Source organism: Oceanicella sp. (assembly GCF_056449545.1).
In genome coordinates this window covers 1-14,162 of the sequence record NZ_JBWOMN010000136.1, presented here as the reverse complement: position 1 = coordinate 14,162, position 14,162 = coordinate 1, and the positions used below count along the sequence as shown (strand labels likewise).

General features: G+C 69.1%; 18 protein-coding genes and 1 tRNA gene. 7 read left to right on the top strand and 12 right to left on the bottom strand.

The features are described from left to right. The 4 genes from AC1HC7_RS17115 to tgt form a co-directional block, all read right to left on the bottom strand. The coding region (locus AC1HC7_RS17115) for a class I SAM-dependent methyltransferase (protein ID WP_479499261.1) at nucleotides 1-688 on the bottom strand (688 nt) is incomplete at its 3' end. Between the two features lie 16 nt (nucleotides 689-704). Further along, a complete protein-coding gene (mlaD, locus tag AC1HC7_RS17110) occupies nucleotides 705-1,154 on the bottom strand; it encodes an outer membrane lipid asymmetry maintenance protein MlaD (RefSeq protein WP_479498357.1) in 450 nt (149 codons plus the stop codon). 33 nt (nucleotides 1,155-1,187) lie between these two features. Beyond that, the gene (locus tag AC1HC7_RS17105; RefSeq protein WP_479498356.1) at nucleotides 1,188-1,571 is read right to left on the bottom strand and encodes an NADH:ubiquinone oxidoreductase subunit NDUFA12; all 384 of its coding nucleotides are present in this window, start codon (nucleotides 1,569-1,571) and stop codon (nucleotides 1,188-1,190) included. 187 nt (nucleotides 1,572-1,758) lie between these two features. Next, nucleotides 1,759-2,883: a tRNA guanosine(34) transglycosylase Tgt gene (tgt, locus tag AC1HC7_RS17100; RefSeq protein ID WP_479498355.1), complete on the bottom strand. Its 1,125-nt coding sequence runs from the start codon at nucleotides 2,881-2,883 to the stop codon at nucleotides 1,759-1,761. A gap of 208 nt (nucleotides 2,884-3,091) precedes the next feature. Here tgt and AC1HC7_RS17095 point away from each other — a divergent pair, with 208 nt between their 5' ends. The 4 genes from AC1HC7_RS17095 to tpiA all read left to right on the top strand — a co-directional run bounded on the left by AC1HC7_RS17095 (nucleotide 3,092) and on the right by tpiA (nucleotide 5,262). Then, entirely contained in the window at nucleotides 3,092-3,448 is a 357-nt protein-coding gene (locus tag AC1HC7_RS17095) for an SUF system Fe-S cluster assembly protein (RefSeq protein WP_479498354.1), read from the top strand. Between the two features lie 209 nt (nucleotides 3,449-3,657). After that, the gene (locus AC1HC7_RS17090) at nucleotides 3,658-4,014 is read left to right on the top strand and encodes a HesB/IscA family protein (RefSeq protein ID WP_479498353.1); all 357 of its coding nucleotides are present in this window, start codon (nucleotides 3,658-3,660) and stop codon (nucleotides 4,012-4,014) included. A 4-nt stretch (nucleotides 4,015-4,018) separates the two neighbouring features. Next, entirely contained in the window at nucleotides 4,019-4,360 is a 342-nt protein-coding gene (locus tag AC1HC7_RS17085; protein ID WP_479498352.1) for a TfoX/Sxy family protein, read from the top strand. Nucleotides 4,361-4,515: 155 nt separating this feature from the next. Next, complete coding sequence (gene tpiA / locus AC1HC7_RS17080; protein WP_479498351.1) at nucleotides 4,516-5,262, top strand: triose-phosphate isomerase; 747 nt, start codon at nucleotides 4,516-4,518, stop codon at nucleotides 5,260-5,262. An 87-nt stretch (nucleotides 5,263-5,349) separates the two neighbouring features. On the opposite strand, the gene AC1HC7_RS17075 is transcribed toward tpiA, so the two are convergent. Both AC1HC7_RS17075 and AC1HC7_RS17070 read right to left on the bottom strand, forming a co-directional pair. Continuing rightward, nucleotides 5,350-6,174 (bottom strand): hypothetical protein, encoded by an 825-nt coding sequence (locus AC1HC7_RS17075; RefSeq protein ID WP_479499260.1) that lies wholly within the window; start codon nucleotides 6,172-6,174, stop codon nucleotides 5,350-5,352. Between the two features lie 93 nt (nucleotides 6,175-6,267). Next, entirely contained in the window at nucleotides 6,268-7,440 is a 1,173-nt protein-coding gene (locus AC1HC7_RS17070) for a DUF6456 domain-containing protein (RefSeq protein ID WP_479498349.1), read from the bottom strand. A 220-nt stretch (nucleotides 7,441-7,660) separates the two neighbouring features. Between AC1HC7_RS17070 and AC1HC7_RS17065 the strand changes: the two genes are divergently transcribed. Continuing rightward, nucleotides 7,661-7,978, top strand: a complete 318-nt coding sequence (locus tag AC1HC7_RS17065) for a DUF6477 family protein (RefSeq protein WP_479498348.1) — start codon at nucleotides 7,661-7,663, stop codon at nucleotides 7,976-7,978. Nucleotides 7,979-8,126: 148 nt separating this feature from the next. Here the strand turns inward: AC1HC7_RS17065 and AC1HC7_RS17060 are convergent, their stop codons facing one another. Next, on the bottom strand, nucleotides 8,127-9,689 hold the full coding sequence (locus AC1HC7_RS17060) for a trimethylamine methyltransferase family protein (RefSeq protein ID WP_479498347.1): 1,563 nt from the start codon (nucleotides 9,687-9,689) through the stop codon (nucleotides 8,127-8,129). Between the two features lie 215 nt (nucleotides 9,690-9,904). Between AC1HC7_RS17060 and guaA the strand changes: the two genes are divergently transcribed. Both guaA and AC1HC7_RS17050 read left to right on the top strand, forming a co-directional pair. Next, the gene (guaA, locus tag AC1HC7_RS17055) at nucleotides 9,905-11,464 is read left to right on the top strand and encodes a glutamine-hydrolyzing GMP synthase (protein ID WP_479498346.1); all 1,560 of its coding nucleotides are present in this window, start codon (nucleotides 9,905-9,907) and stop codon (nucleotides 11,462-11,464) included. An 84-nt stretch (nucleotides 11,465-11,548) separates the two neighbouring features. Next, nucleotides 11,549-11,624, top strand: a tRNA-Lys gene (locus tag AC1HC7_RS17050). A gap of 98 nt (nucleotides 11,625-11,722) precedes the next feature. Here AC1HC7_RS17050 and AC1HC7_RS17045 read toward each other — a convergent pair. The 5 genes from AC1HC7_RS17045 to AC1HC7_RS17025 form a co-directional block, all read right to left on the bottom strand. Continuing rightward, nucleotides 11,723-11,989: a hypothetical protein gene (locus AC1HC7_RS17045; RefSeq protein ID WP_479498345.1), complete on the bottom strand. Its 267-nt coding sequence runs from the start codon at nucleotides 11,987-11,989 to the stop codon at nucleotides 11,723-11,725. A 73-nt stretch (nucleotides 11,990-12,062) separates the two neighbouring features. Next, nucleotides 12,063-12,242: a hypothetical protein gene (locus AC1HC7_RS17040; protein ID WP_479498344.1), complete on the bottom strand. Its 180-nt coding sequence runs from the start codon at nucleotides 12,240-12,242 to the stop codon at nucleotides 12,063-12,065. Next, nucleotides 12,239-13,372, bottom strand: a complete 1,134-nt coding sequence (locus tag AC1HC7_RS17035) for a tyrosine-type recombinase/integrase (RefSeq protein WP_479499259.1) — start codon at nucleotides 13,370-13,372, stop codon at nucleotides 12,239-12,241. The genes AC1HC7_RS17040 and AC1HC7_RS17035 overlap by 4 nt, the downstream gene beginning before the upstream one ends. Then, nucleotides 13,369-13,698: a hypothetical protein gene (locus tag AC1HC7_RS17030; RefSeq protein WP_479499258.1), complete on the bottom strand. Its 330-nt coding sequence runs from the start codon at nucleotides 13,696-13,698 to the stop codon at nucleotides 13,369-13,371. Before AC1HC7_RS17030 ends, AC1HC7_RS17035 begins: the two co-directional genes overlap by 4 nt. A gap of 33 nt (nucleotides 13,699-13,731) precedes the next feature. Further along, the gene (locus tag AC1HC7_RS17025) at nucleotides 13,732-14,049 is read right to left on the bottom strand and encodes a hypothetical protein (RefSeq protein ID WP_479499257.1); all 318 of its coding nucleotides are present in this window, start codon (nucleotides 14,047-14,049) and stop codon (nucleotides 13,732-13,734) included. Between the last annotated feature and the right edge of the window lie 113 nt (nucleotides 14,050-14,162).

The following is a 14,162-nucleotide window of genomic DNA, read 5'->3' as shown; positions in this document are numbered from 1 at the left end:
GCAGCAGGTCGGCGACCCGGGCGCGGGCCCCGGCGCGGCGCGGCGCGGGCAGCCGGGCCAGCGCCGCCGCCGACAGGGTCTCCAGCCACGCCTCCATGCCCGCGGTCACCGGCGTGGGGCGCGGGATCAGGGCGATCTCCTCGACCGCGAAGCCCGCGGCCTCCAGCCGGCGGCGGTGCTCGGCGACCGATGGAAAATACCACAGGTCGCGCAGGTCGGTGGCGACGCCCTCCTGCGCCAGCACCGCGATCAGCGCGGTGCGGATCGCCGCCACGTTGCCCATGCCGCCGAATTCGGCGACGAAGCGCCCCCCCGGGCGCAGGGCGCGGGCGACCCCGGCGATCACGGCGTCGGGGTCGGTCATCCAGTGCATGGCGGCGTTGGAGAACACCGCGTCGAATTCGGCGTCGAATTCCAGCGCCTGCGCGTCGGCGACGCTGGCCGAAACGCCGCGCGCCTGCGCCGCGGCGATCATGTCGGGCGAGGCGTCGATCCCGGTCACCTCGGCCCCCGCCGCCATCAGCTTTTCGGTCAGCGCGCCGTCGCCGCAGCCCAGATCGAGGATGCGTTCCAGCGGTCTGGGATCCAGCAGCGCCAGCGCCGGCGCGCCCAGATCGGACACGAAGCGCGCGGCGGCGTCGTATTTCGCCGCGTTCCATGCATCCGACGCGGCCGATTCGTTGCTCATGCCCGTGTCCATGTCGTCATTCGCCCTGCGAGGATATCGCCTTGCCCACCAGATCCAGCAGGTTGACGGAGCCCTGCGTGTAGAGGATCTCGTCGCCATCGGCGAGCATCAGATCCGAGCCCCCCGGAGTGATCGCCACATAGGCGCCGCCGAGCAGCCCCTCGGTGGCGACGGTGGCGTCGCTGTCCTCGGGCAGCTTGACGGGGCTGTCGATGGTCAGCGTGGCCACCGCGCGATAGGTCTTGAGATCCAGATCCAGCCCGGTGATCGAGCCGACCTTGACCCCGGCGACGCGCACGTCGCCGCCGACCACCAGCCCCTCGGCCTTGCGAAACGCCGCCTTGAGGTCATAGCTGGCGCCGATCCCGGCCCTGAAACCGGTGGTCTGCGCCGCATAGGCGAGAAAACCGCCCGCGGCGACAAGCACCACCGCCCCGATCGCGGTCTCCATCGCGTTGCTGGCCATGTCAGGCGATCCTTCTTGCGCGCCGCGCCCCGGCTATTCCGGCTGCCAGGCGTCGTAGTCGCCGCTGACGCGCGGGCGGCTTTCGGGGGTCAGCAGACTGCCCGGCGGGTGATAGGCCTCCGGGGTGCCGGTGACGGTGGGCTTGTGCGGAATCTGCCAGGGCCTGCGCTGCATCGGGCGCGCGGTCGGCGGCTCGTCCCAGGTGTGGTGCATCCAGCCATGCCAGTCGGCGGTGATCGCCGACGCCTCGGAATAGCCGTTGTAGATCACCCAGCGCCGCTTGCCGTCGCCGGTCTGGTAGTAGTCGTTGCCGAATTCGTCGGTCCCGACCTTTTCGCCGTAGCGGCGGGTGAACAGCCGCGTGCCGATGGTCGCGCCGTTCCACCAGGTGAAAAACCGGATCAGGAAATTCTTCATCTGCGTCATTCCTTTGCGCCCTGCGCGTCGCAGCGCCGCGTCGCGGGCCCCGCGACGGGCATTGGTCCCGCCCCTTCTATCACAGCCCCCGGCCCGGTCCAGCCCGGTTTCGCCCCGGACCGCCCCCCGGAACGCCCCCCGGACCGCCCCCCGGAACGCCAGGTTCCTGACCGCGCCCGCCCCGCGTTCAGCGCGGCGGATCGCCCGCGGCGCGCCGCGCGTGAAAGGCGGCGGCGAACCCGTCCAGCGCCCCGGCGGCGATCGCGTCGCGCAACCCCTGCATGAGCTCCTGATAATAATGCAGGTTGTGCCAGGTCAGCAGCATCGACGAGATGATCTCCTTCGCCTTGAACACGTGGTGCAGATAGGCGCGCGAATAGGCGCGGCAGGTCGGGCAGGCGCATTCCGGGTCCAGCGGCCCGGGATCGTCCTGATGCCGGGCGTTCTTGATGTTGACCGCGCCGAACCGGGTCAGCGCCTGCCCGGTGCGCCCGGATCGCGAGGGCAGCACGCAGTCGAACATGTCCACCCCGCGTTGCACCGCGCCGACGATGTCGTCGGGCTTGCCCACCCCCATCAGATAGCGCGGCCGATCGGGCGGCAGCATGGCCGGCGCGTAGTCGAGCACGTCGAACATCGCCGCCTGCCCCTCGCCCACCGCCAGCCCGCCGATGGCGTAGCCGTCAAACCCGACGTCCTGAAGCGCCTGCGACGATTCTTCGCGCAGATCCTTGTAAACGCTGCCTTGCTGGATGCCGAACAGCGCGTGACCGGGGCGCTCGCCAAACGCCGCGCGCGACCGTTCGGCCCAGCGCATGGACATGCGCATGGACGCCCGCGCCGCCGCCTCATCCGCCGGATACGGCGTGCATTCGTCAAAGCACATGACAATGTCCGACCCCAGCAGGCGCTGGATCTCCATGGACCGTTCCGGGGTCAGGTGGCGGTCCGACCCGTCGATATGGGATTTGAACCGCACCCCGTCTTCGGAAAGCTTTCGCAGCCCGGCAAGGCTCATCACCTGAAAGCCGCCGGAATCGGTGAGGATCGGGCGGTCCCAGTTCATGAACCGGTGCAGCCCGCCGAGCCGGGCGATGCGTTCGGCCCCCGGACGCAGCATCAGGTGATAGGTGTTGCCCAGCAGGATGTCGGCGCCCGTGGCGCGCACGCTTTCGGGCAGCATCGCCTTCACCGTGGCGGCGGTGCCCACGGGCATGAAGGCCGGGGTGGCGATGGTCCCGCGCGGCGTATGCACGCAGCCGGTGCGCGCGGCGCCGTCGGCGGCGGCGATGGCGAAGGCGAAACTGGACAAGGGCGGCTCCGTGGCAGGGCGCCCCCCCCCGGGGCGGCGCGGACATTTCGGCAACCCTTACGCCTCCGCCCGCCCGCCTGCAAACCGCGCCGCACCGGGGGCGCCCGCCGCACTGGGAGCGCCCGCCGCACTGGACGCGCGGGCGCGGGGTTTCTATATGAAGGACAGCTTAGATGCGACCCGCCCCAGCAACCCACCGGAGACCAGCATGGACGCCAGCGCCCGGGAAGGCGACCCCCTCATCGCCCCATCCACGCCGGATCACCCGCTCTACGACCCCATCGTCGAGGCCTGCCGCACGGTCCACGACCCGGAGATCCCGGTCAACATCTACGATCTCGGCCTGATCTACCGCATCGCCATAGATGACGAGGCCCATGTCGACATCGACATGACCGTCACCGCCCCGGGCTGCCCGGTGGCCGGCGAGATGCCCGGCTGGATCGCCGACGCGGTGTCCCCGCTGCCCGGCGTCAAGACCGTCAACGTGCAGCTGGTCTGGGAACCGCCCTGGGGCATGGAGATGCTCAGCGACGAGGCGCGCCTGGAGCTCGGATTCATGTGACCCCGCCATGCGGCGCCGACGCGCAATGCGCGAATCGCGCCGCCCGCCTTGCGCGCGCCGTCTTCGGTTCATAGATTCGAAACAGGGCCTCGGCCCTGCGCGCCGCCATGGCGCATGACTTGCGGACGAACAGGGCGAACCGCCGCGCCGGCGCTTGATGATGCAAGAGCAAGCGCGTATGTTTTCGCCACAAGGTTGAAAGGCGCGCGATGTTCGGGATTCCCGGGAAACCTCCGATCACCATGACCCCGGCTGCGGTGAAGCAGATCCGCCAGCTGATGGACGGCTCCGACGGGCGCGTGCTGGGGCTCAAGGTCGGGGTGCGCAAGGGCGGCTGCGCCGGCATGGAATACACCATGGACTACGCCGAGGCCGCCGACCCGCATGACGAGGTCATCGAACAGGACGGCGCCAGGGTGCTGATCGCGCCCATGGCGCAGATGTTCCTGTTCGGCACCGAAATCGACTACCGCACCTCGCTGCTGGAGGCCGGGTTCGTGTTCAACAACCCCAACGTGACCGAGGCCTGCGGCTGCGGCGAATCGATCAAGTTCGAGGGGGTCTGACCGCATGACGGTCAGCGCGGCGCTGAAATCACACGCCATCGACCTGTTCTCGGGTCTTGGCGAGATTTCGGTGCGGCGCATGTTCGGCGGCGCCGGCCTTTACTGCGACGGCGTGATGTTCGCGCTGATCTCCTCGGGCGACGTGATCTTCCTGCGCGCCGAGGGCGTGGTGGCGCGCGCGCTCGCCGCCGAGGGCTCCGAACCCTTCACCTATGCGCGGCGCGACGGCAAGACAAGGCAGATGGGCTACTGGCGCCTGCCCGACGACAGCTGGGACGACCCGGACGAGGCCATGCTCTGGGCCAATCGTTCGCTGGATCTGGCCAAGGCCCTGCGCCGCGCCTGATCCCGCCGCCCCGCCCCCATGCGAGAAAAACCCGAAAATCGCCAATCCTGCGGTCGCAGGCGCGCGCGGGGGCTGCGCGCGGCGCGCCGCCCCGCTATAACGGGCGCGCAACCCCGCGCGGGCGCCCGCGCGCCCCACAGATCAGGAGACCCGCGATGACGCGACGCAAGATGGCCGCCGGCAACTGGAAAATGAACGGGCTGTCCGCCGCGCTCGCCGAGATCGACGCGCTGGCCAGGGCCGTCCCCGCGCCCGGCTGCGACGTGCTGATCTGCCCGCCGGCGACGCTGCTCGCCGCCGCCGCCGCCCGGGCCGCCGGCGGCCCGGTGCGCTGCGGCGGGCAGGACTGCCACGCCGCGCAAAACGGCGCCCATACCGGCGACGTCTCGGCCGAGATGCTGGCCGACGCGGGCGCCAGCGCCGTCATCCTCGGCCATTCCGAGCGCCGCGCCGATCACGGCGAGACCGATGCGGAGGTGGCCGCCAAGGCCCGCGCCGCCTGGCGCGCCGGGCTGCTGGCCATCGTCTGCGTCGGCGAAACCGAATCCCAGCGCGACGCGGGCGAGGCGCTGGCCGTGGTCGGCGGCCAGCTTGCCGGCTCGACGCCCGAAGGCGCGAGCCCGGATCGCCTGGTGGTCGCCTATGAACCGGTCTGGGCCATCGGCACAGGGCGCACGCCGACGCTGGAGGACATCGCAGAGATGCATGATTTCATGCGCGCGCGGCTGGAGGAGCGCTTCGGCGCCGCCGTGGGCCAGGGCGTGCGGCTGCTCTATGGCGGCTCGGTGAAGCCGGGCAACGCGGCGGAGATCTTCGCGGTCTCCAACGTCGATGGCGGACTGGTGGGGGGCGCCAGCCTCAAGGCCGCGGATTTCGCCGGCATCGTCGCCGCCGCGGGCTGATCCGGGCGGGATGCGAAAAAGGGCGCCCAGCGAGGCGCCCTTTCCCATGTCATGGATGATTGCCGGCGCGGGCCCGGCTCCGCAGCCTCAGGCCATCAGCGCCCGGGCCTGCTCGACCCAGCCGCCGCGCACCGGGCGGTTGCGAAACGAGGTGAGGTTGCTGGAAAGCCAGAGCAGCCCGTCCTCGTCCAGATCGGCGATCTGGGCGAATCTGTAGATGCCGAGCGCATTGAGCTCTTTCTCAAGCTTCGGACCGATGCCCTTGATAAGCTTGAGATCATCGACCGTTTCCGGCGCCGCGTCCAGCAGCCCTTCGGGCGCGGCAGGCGCGTCCTCGGCTTCGGTCTCGGGCGCGGCGGCGGTCTCGGTCTCGGGCGCGGTCTCGGGCGCGGTCTCGGGCGCGGCGGCGTCCCCGATGTCGAACGCAGCCACGTCAGCCCCGGTTTCAGTTTCGGGCGCGGGCGCGACTTCAGTTTCGGGCGCGGGCGCGACTTCAGTTTCGGGCGCGGGCGCGACTTCAGGCGCGGCGACGGCGCCGAACAGGTCGGCGGGGCGCGGGGCCTCGGCGATGGTCTCGACGACGGCCTCGGCCATCTCGGTGGTGGTCTCGACCGCCGCCTCGGCGACCGCCTCGACCAGCGCCGCGGTCGCGTGGGAGGTCTCGGCCGCGGCGTCCACCGCGCAGCGGGCGGTTTTCACGCCCTCCTGCGCCACGACGCCCACGGCCTCGCCGGCGCGCATGGCCACATCCTCGGCGGCTTTCGAGATCGCCGGCTCGAGGCTGAACACGTCACTGAAACGCCACTCCACGCCGAAGAACGGCGCGACGGGGGAAAAGCTGAGGAAATAGTCGTAAACGGTCTCGTCGTCTCTCTTCAGGAGCGAGACCCCATAGGCGGGATGGGCGAGCATGGCGCGACTCCATATCGGTGGGAGGATTGCATTGCACCATAGATAAGCACTGATATGGTGCAGTGCAACATCCCTGCGCCGCCGCGCCCTGCGTCATACCGCCTTGCGCAGATCCGCCGACTTGGCGGCGTAGCCGTAATGCTCCGACAGGCGGGTGAGCGCGATCTTCAGCACCACCTTGCCCGAGCGCGCCGACCAGCCCATGCGCCGCTCGGTGGCCTCCAGCCCCTCCAGAAAGCAGCAGGCGCGCATGGCGGCGTCGTTGAGCCCCGGGCCGAGGGCCTCCAGCGCCCGGCTGACCTTGTCGCGCGCCGCCATCGGACCTTCGGCGGGACCGCGCAGGCGCGACACCCCGGAATGCGCCCCGGGGGTCAGGAACCGCTGCCAGTCCTGGGCCACCTTGGGGCCGATCTGGGCCTGTTCGAAATCCTCGCGCAGGCGCTCGCCGGCGGCGACCTCGGCCGAGGTCAGGAACGGCTTGCCGTCCGGCCCCTTGCGCTTGGCCAGCCAGCCCAGCGGGGTCTCGCCGAGATTGACGCGCACCCGGCGGCTCTGCTCGCCCTCGCGCACGTTGCGTTCGCCGTCAAGCTGATGCTGGCGCGCAAAGGGCGAGGCGGCCTCGGCCATGCCGGCCATCTCATGGGCGCGGCGGCGCGAGGCGCCCTCGTCGGCGATCACCCGCTTGAGCCAGGCGCGCCCCACCGAGGTCACGTCATAGCGGGCCATGTTCGGCCCGACGCTGGCGCAGGCGACCCATTCGCGCGCGGCGAAGCCCTTGACGGCGGCGACGGGCACGCGGGCCAGGGTCACCAGACCCTCCTTGCCCTTGCGGAACACGCAGGCGGTGTCGGCGCCGCGCGCCAGCGCCAGAAACGCGTCGGGTTCGCACATGCGGCGCAGGATGCGCTTGGCCTCCTTCTCGATCTGCTTGTCATTCTGGGCAATGGTTCGGGGGCGGAGTTGGGTCAACGCGGTCTCCATGGATAATGCCTGCGCGCCGTCTTGCGCGTCGAACAGCGATTCGATTTCACTGAACAGAGCGTCCAGCAGGGGATCGTCGCGCCGCAGTTCGACGCGCCGCACGGCGCGCATCACTGTGGAAGGTTGGCAGTCGAGATGCGCAGCCAGACGCCGCATGGAGACCCCGGCGATCGCGTGCGCGATGTAGAGCGCCGCGTCCGCGAGCCGTTTTTCGCCAGCGCAATCGCCGAGAAGCATCTGCGCGGCGCGGCGGCTGTCCTGGAGCGTCAGGTCGGTGCGCATCATTTAATTCGCCTTTGCTGTGAACTTTAGGCATTTTTCAAGCTATGGTTGAATTATGAACAAGTTGTTAAGCGTAGTTTCATAAAGTGATTCGCGTGAAATTCCTTTCACACAACTGAATTTAATCATTTTTTTGAGCAGCGCGCGGTTCTACCTCACGTTGAGCAACACCCCAGAAGATCGGTGATTATGAACGAGTCGTTTCCCTGTACGGAGCTTTCAGATGACCATCGCTTTCGATCCCGCCGGCGTCTTCGCAGCAACCCCCGTCCATGCGCTGAAACGCCCGCGCATCCTGTCCCGCGCCGCCCGGGCCGGGGCGCGATTCTACAGCCGCGACCGCGACCTGTCGCGGATCTTGCCGGGCTTGATCGGACGCAAGCGCGCAGCGGATATTTTGCGGCGTTTGTCGGGGCTTGAAGCGCAATGCGAAGAAGCCAGGCGAGAAGGCGCGGCCGGTTATTCCGCCCCCCAGCACGTGCAGGTGCTGGCTGCGCTGGTGGCCGAAGCCACGCGCATCCCCGCCGCGCAGCCGGTCTGAACGCGGCCCCCGCCGCAAACCCGCCCGCCTGCGCCCATGGTCGCGGGGGCCCCCCGGGCGGGGGCGCCCCCCCCCCCCCCCCCACCCCCCGCCCCCGGCCCCGGGGGGGGGGGGCGCCGGGGGCGCGGCCCCCCCCCCCCCCGGCCGCTCAGATGAAGCTGTCGGGTTCGGCGGCCTTGCGCGCCGCGACAAAATCGTCGAGCGCCTCGCGCTTGCCGGGGTCCAGCGCCGGCGCCTCGTATTCGGCCAGCATGCGCTTCCAGCGCGAGTCCGCCAGCGTCGCCGAATCGCGCCCGCCCTCCTCGGACCAGGTTTCGAAGGGCTTGTAGTCCAGCAGCTCGGTGCGCCAGAACGCGGTCTTGAAATTCGCCTGGGTGTGGGCGCAGCCAAGATAATGCCCCCCCGGTCCGACCTCGCGGATGGCGTCGAGCGCCTGCGCGTCCTCGGACACGTCAACCCCTGCGGCCACCGAATGCAGGATTCCCAGCTGATCCGCGTCGAGCACGAATTTCTCGTAGGACGCGACCAGCCCGCCCTCCAGCCAGCCGCAGGCGTGGAGCATGAAATTCACCCCGCCCAGCAGCGCCGCGTTCAGCGTGTTGGCGGTCTCGTAGGCGGCCTGCGCGTCGGGCAGCTTGGAACCGCACAAGCCCCCGCCGGAACGGAAGGGCAGCCCGAGGCGGCGCGCCAGCTGCCCCGCGCCATACAGAATCTTCGACGCCTCGGGCGTGCCGAAGGTCGGGGCCCCGGAATTCATGTCGATCGAGGTGACGAAGGCCCCGAAGATCACCGGCGCGCCGGGGCGAATCAGCTGCGAATAGGCGATGCCGGCCAGCACCTCGGCCAGCACCTGCGTGAGCGTGCCGGCCACCGAGACCGGCGCCATGGCCCCGCCGACGATGAAGGGCGAGATGATGCAGGCCTGATTGGCCCGCGCATAGACCTCCAGCGCCCCCATCATCACCGCGTCAAAGGTCAGCGGCGAATTGATGTTGATCAGCGAGGTCATCACCGTGTCGAGCCCGCCCTCGGGCCGATCGAACAGGATTTCGCACATGCGCACCGAATCGGCGGCGCGCGACGGTTCGGTGACCGAGCCCATGAACGGCTTGTCCGACAGCGTCATATGCGCCAGCAGCATGTCCAGATGCCGCTTGTTGACCGGCACGTCGGTGGGTTCGCAGACCGTGCCCCCGGAGTGATGCAGCCATTTCGACATGTAGCCGAGCTTCACGAAATTGCGCATGTCCTCGATGGTGGCGTAGCGGCGGCCCTTCTCGTTGCAGCGCACGAAGGGCGGGCCGTAGACCGGGGCCAGCACCAGGTTGCGCCCGCCGATCTCCACGTTGCGATCCGGGTTGCGGGCGTGCTGGGTGAAGGCGCGCGGCGCGGTGGCGCACAGCTTGCGCGCCAGCCCGCGGGGGATGCGCACCCGCTCGCCGTCGACATCCGCGCCCGCGTCGCGCCAGCGCGCCAGCGCGCCGGGGTTGTCGACGAAGCTGACGCCGATCTCCTCCAGCACGGTCTCGGCGTTGGTCTCGATGATCGCCAGCGCCTCGTCGTCGAGGATCTCGAAATTGGGGATGCGGCGCTCGATGAAACGCGCCGCCTCGATCCTGCGGGCGGTGCGCTCGGCGCGCCGCGCCGCGCCGCCGCCGGTGCGCGCGCGGCGGCGGGGTTTCGTTGAGTCGCTCTGCAGCAGATCAGCCATTTGTATCGCCCGTGATCCGATTTTCCCGGTATGTCTGCGAAGATAGGCCGTTGCGCCGCGGGCAGGCGTGGAAATCCGCACATGCAGCGCTCGTCCGCGACATATCACGGGTCGCTTTCGGCTTTTCGGGCGTCGCGCGACCCCCGCGCCGACAGCCCGCCCCGCGACGCGCAGCGAAACCTTGCGCCAGCTTGCGGGCTCGGCTAACCAGCGCCATGAAAACCGAACACGATCTGATCCTCATCGTCGATTTCGGCAGCCAGGTGACCCAGTTGATCGCGCGGCGACTGCGCGAAAGCGGCGTCTACTGCGAAATCCACCCTTTCGACAGGCTCGACGCGGCGCGGCTGGCGGCGCTGGCCCCGCGCGGCGTGATCCTTTCGGGCGGCCCGGCCTCGGTGACCGATCCCGACAGCCCGCGCGCGCCCGCGGCGATCTGGTCGCTGGGCGTGCCGGTGCTCGGCATCTGCTACGGGCAGCAGATCATGGTGGCCCAGCTCGGCGGCCGGGTCGAGGCCGGCCATGACCGCGAATTCGGCCGCGCCTTCCTCAGCATGGACGAGGCGCATCCGCTGTTCGCCGGATTCGCCGGCGTCGACGCCCCGGCCCAGGTGTGGATGAGCCACGGCGACCGCGTCACCGCCCTGCCCGAGGGCTTTCGCGTCGTCGGCCGCTCGCCCAACGCCCCGCAGGCCGCCATCGTCGACGATTCGCGCCGCTTCTACGCGGTGCAGTTCCACCCCGAAGTGCACCACACGCCCGGCGGCGCCCGCCTGCTGAAGACCTTCACCCACGACATCTGCGGGCTGTCCGGCGACTGGACCATGGCCGCCTATCGCGACGAGGCGATCGCCAGGATCCGCGAACAGGTGGGCGACGCCAAGGTGATCTGCGGGCTGTCGGGCGGGGTCGATTCCTCGGTCGCGGCGGTGCTGATCCACGAGGCGATCGGCGATCAGCTCACCTGCGTGTTCGTGGACACCGGCATGATGCGCATGGGCGAGGCCGACGAGGTGGTGACGCTGTTTCGCGACCACTACAACATCCCGCTGATCCACGCCGACGAGGCCGACCTGTTCATCGACGCGCTGGAAGGCGTCGCCGACCCCGAGCGCAAGCGCAAGATCATCGGCGGGCTGTTCATCGACGTGTTCGAAAAGCACGCCCACGATGTCGGCGGCGCGAAATTTCTCGCCCAGGGCACGCTTTACCCCGACGTGATCGAATCCGTCAGCTTCACCGGCGGCCCCTCGGCGACCATCAAGTCGCACCACAATGTCGGCGGCCTGCCCGAACGCATGAACATGGCGCTGGTCGAACCCCTGCGCGAATTGTTCAAGGACGAGGTCCGCGCGCTGGGCCGCGAACTGGGCCTGACGGAGGCCTTCGTCGGGCGTCACCCTTTCCCCGGCCCCGGCCTCGCCATCCGCTGCCCCGGCGAGATCACCCGCGCCCGGCTCGACATCCTGCGCCGCGCCGACGCGGTCTATCTGGACCAGATCCGCAAGCACGGCCTCTATGACGAGATCTGGCAGGCCTTCGCGGTGCTGCTGCCGGTGCGCACGGTGGGGGTGATGGGCGACGGGCGCACCTACGACTACGTCTGCGCCCTGCGCGCCGTGACCTCGGTGGACGGCATGACCGCGGATTACTACCCGTTCGCGCATGATTTTCTGGGCGAGACCGCGACCCGCATCATCAACGAGGTCGAGGGCGTCAACCGCGTGACCTACGACATCACTTCCAAGCCTCCCGGCACCATCGAGTGGGAATGACCCCCCGGGCGCAAAAACCGCGCCCGGGACCGAAATCACCCCTTGCGCTCGCGCCCGCGCCGGCCTAGATACCGGCTCCACGGCGGGTGATTAGCTCAGTTGGTAGAGCAGCTGACTCTTAATCAGCGGGTCGCAGGTTCGAACCCTGCATCACCCACCATAAAACCTTGAAATTGCAAATACTTGTGCGGCCTGTCTTCGGCGGAACGTCCGACTGTCCGACCTCTGCGTCAGTCGGACGGTCGGACGGTCGGACGGTCACGACTGCTTCTCCAGCTTTCGCGGCAGGCGGTTCCAGCCCCCTTCCGCGTCGCTGCAGCATAGCGGCCCCGCGGCGCCGCAGGTCGCGCAGACCACCTGAAACATCTCGGACCCCTCGACGTGAAAGACCAGATTAGGGTCGCTTCGCTCGCAGGATTCGTTCGGGCAGGACGCCAAAGACATCTTCGGCCCCTTGATGACGATGATCATTTGGGGATCGCTTCTCTTGCATTCCTCATTCTGGCGGCGCCCCGCTTCGGTCATGTCAAGTTTTTCCAATGGCAACGGCGGAGTATGGCGCGCAGCAGGTAGTTCAGCAGGTGGGCGTCCCAACGGCTCATGCGGTTTTCTCCATCACGGCTATCTCCTCCAGCAGATCCAGCGCGTGGGTTTCGTCGGCAAAGACTTGGTTTTCGCGCGCGATGCGCAGTGCGTTTTCCAGCGTCGCCCTGGCGGCGGCGAGATCGCCGGCGGCGGCGGCGCGCGCCGCGCGGGCGATCAGTGTGTCGTCGGTCATGCCTTGTCTTTTCGTTTCGCGATTTCCGGGCGCTGGACGGCATGGACCGCGCGGCTGGCGGTCACGGCCGTCGCCGGCATGTAGGTGCCGCTCAGCTTGGGATCGGTGAAGGCGTTGTTGCCGAGCGCATCGGCCACGTCGCGTTCCGATGCGCCGCCCACCCGCGCCCAATGGCCGAAGCTGCGGCGCAGGTCGCGATACTGGGCGTCGGCGACGGAGGGCATCCGCTTCGCCGCGTGGGCCCGCACCTTCAGGAAGCGATGGCGGAAATGGTCGTCCTTGTAGGCGCGCCCCGTGGTCTCGCTGACGATCAGCGTTTCAACGTCCAGATTTGCACTGACCGCCTCAAGCAGCATCGGCGCCAGCTGGGGGTGCACGTCGAACGCGCCCAGGTTGGAGCGCTTGGAGCGCAGCACCCGCCAGACCTCGCCACGGAAATCGTCTTTCTTCGCGGCCAGAACGTCGGTCTGGCGCTGGCCCTGCAGGAACGCCACCGCGATCGCCAGCGCCACCGAGCGCAGGCCGAGATCCTGCGCCGCCAGGATCAGCGCGTCGTATTCTTCCCACGTCACGATCCGCTGGCGGGGTTTGCCGCCGATCATGCCGAGCCGCAGGCAGGGGTTGTGTTCGATCCAGCCGCGATTTTCGGCGTAGGTCATCAGCAGCGACAGCTTGCCGATCAGCGATTGCGCCATGCGCGGGCCGTTGGCGCGATAAAGGGTTTCATACCATTCAAGCACCACGGGCTTGGTGAAAAGCGCCACCTGCCACTCGCCCCACTTGTCCTGTATGCGCAGGAACGCGGCGCGGTAATCCTGCTGCGTTCGCGGCTTCAGCCCGTCCCAGCGCGGCGATTGCCGATAGGCGGCGATCAGGGCGGCGATCGTGCGCCGCCCCCCTGCCCGCCGCAATCCGACCCCGGCGCCGGTGCGCGCGTCGGCGACCTCGCGGTTCAGCCGCTCGGCCTCGCGCCGCGACCAGGTCAGGCGCTTGCAGTCCAGTTCGGCGGTTGCGAACCCGAGTTCACGCACGGCGGCTTCGGGTTCCCACCAGATCCGCCATTCGCCGCTGGCGCGCTGACGCTGGCGCAGGCGCGCCGGCGGCTTGGATATGGGGCGGCTTGCGTTCATGCGCGGCCCGCCTCGCGCAGCATCCGGTTCCGCGCGGCGGCGAATTCGGCGGGATCGGGACGTTCGGGCGCGACGTGGCCGTCAAACTCGATCCAGTGCTCGACGGTTTCGCGACGCCACAGCATGGGATTGCTGGTCCATGCGAGCGGCGGCGGAAAATCAAAATCCCGTTCCAGCCGCGCGCGGCGCTGCAGGAAAGACCTGGCGGAGCGGATCCGCATCAGCGCCGCGACTTCGCCGGCGGTGATGAAGATGCGGTGGGTCATTTTGGCCTCCACTTTGCGAAGCGAGCGACCACGCCGCCGAAAACGGCGCCGGACAGCCATGTGAGGATGAAACCTGCGGTGATGAGGTCGGGGTCAGACATCGTAAATCGTGGCGGTTTTGCCGCGGCAGATGGTGCACAGGCGATTGTGGGGGCCCTCGCTGGGGAATTTCACCCGGCAGCACATGCATTTGCGCACGGTCAGGCCCATCTGGACGGTGAGTTTTTCGACGCGGCTGAGCGCGGCGGCGTAGCTTTCGTAGCCGTTGCCGCCGGTGATGATCTTGCCGTTGATCTCGACGTAAAATCGCCCGCGGCGCTTGCGGACCGAATAGTCGGGCGCCGGGCGCCGGTCCTGACCGGCGCGACTGGCGCGGGCGGCGGCGCGGGCGATGTTGCGCGCGGCGGTCATTCCGTGGCTCCCGCATCGAAGGCCAGCGCGGCGGCCTGCCAGTCGCGGCGCCGTTCGCGAAGCTCGGCCGCCGCCATGCGATAGCCGCGCAGTTCTTCAAGCAGGTCGGGCAG

What these genes read in the sequence shown, in the direction of transcription:
- mlaD (WP_479498357.1), bottom strand. Translation starts at nt 1,154, where the DNA reads ATGGCCAGCAACGCGATGGAGACCGCGATCGGGGCGGTGGTGCTTGTC.
- AC1HC7_RS17105 (WP_479498356.1), bottom strand. Translation starts at nt 1,571, where the DNA reads ATGAAGAATTTCCTGATCCGGTTTTTCACCTGGTGGAACGGCGCGACC.
- AC1HC7_RS17095 (WP_479498354.1), top strand. Translation starts at nt 3,092, where the DNA reads ATGGACGCCAGCGCCCGGGAAGGCGACCCCCTCATCGCCCCATCCACG.
- AC1HC7_RS17090 (WP_479498353.1), top strand. Translation starts at nt 3,658, where the DNA reads ATGTTCGGGATTCCCGGGAAACCTCCGATCACCATGACCCCGGCTGCG.
- AC1HC7_RS17085 (WP_479498352.1), top strand. Translation starts at nt 4,019, where the DNA reads ATGACGGTCAGCGCGGCGCTGAAATCACACGCCATCGACCTGTTCTCG.
- tpiA (WP_479498351.1), top strand. Translation starts at nt 4,516, where the DNA reads ATGACGCGACGCAAGATGGCCGCCGGCAACTGGAAAATGAACGGGCTG.
- AC1HC7_RS17075 (WP_479499260.1), bottom strand. Translation starts at nt 6,174, where the DNA reads ATGCTCGCCCATCCCGCCTATGGGGTCTCGCTCCTGAAGAGAGACGAC.
- AC1HC7_RS17070 (WP_479498349.1), bottom strand. Translation starts at nt 7,440, where the DNA reads ATGATGCGCACCGACCTGACGCTCCAGGACAGCCGCCGCGCCGCGCAG.
- AC1HC7_RS17065 (WP_479498348.1), top strand. Translation starts at nt 7,661, where the DNA reads ATGACCATCGCTTTCGATCCCGCCGGCGTCTTCGCAGCAACCCCCGTC.
- AC1HC7_RS17060 (WP_479498347.1), bottom strand. Translation starts at nt 9,689, where the DNA reads ATGGCTGATCTGCTGCAGAGCGACTCAACGAAACCCCGCCGCCGCGCG.
- guaA (WP_479498346.1), top strand. Translation starts at nt 9,905, where the DNA reads ATGAAAACCGAACACGATCTGATCCTCATCGTCGATTTCGGCAGCCAG.
- AC1HC7_RS17045 (WP_479498345.1), bottom strand. Translation starts at nt 11,989, where the DNA reads ATGACCGAAGCGGGGCGCCGCCAGAATGAGGAATGCAAGAGAAGCGAT.
- AC1HC7_RS17040 (WP_479498344.1), bottom strand. Translation starts at nt 12,242, where the DNA reads ATGACCGACGACACACTGATCGCCCGCGCGGCGCGCGCCGCCGCCGCC.
- AC1HC7_RS17035 (WP_479499259.1), bottom strand. Translation starts at nt 13,372, where the DNA reads ATGAACGCAAGCCGCCCCATATCCAAGCCGCCGGCGCGCCTGCGCCAG.
- AC1HC7_RS17030 (WP_479499258.1), bottom strand. Translation starts at nt 13,698, where the DNA reads ATGGCTGTCCGGCGCCGTTTTCGGCGGCGTGGTCGCTCGCTTCGCAAA.
- AC1HC7_RS17025 (WP_479499257.1), bottom strand. Translation starts at nt 14,049, where the DNA reads ATGACCGCCGCGCGCAACATCGCCCGCGCCGCCGCCCGCGCCAGTCGC.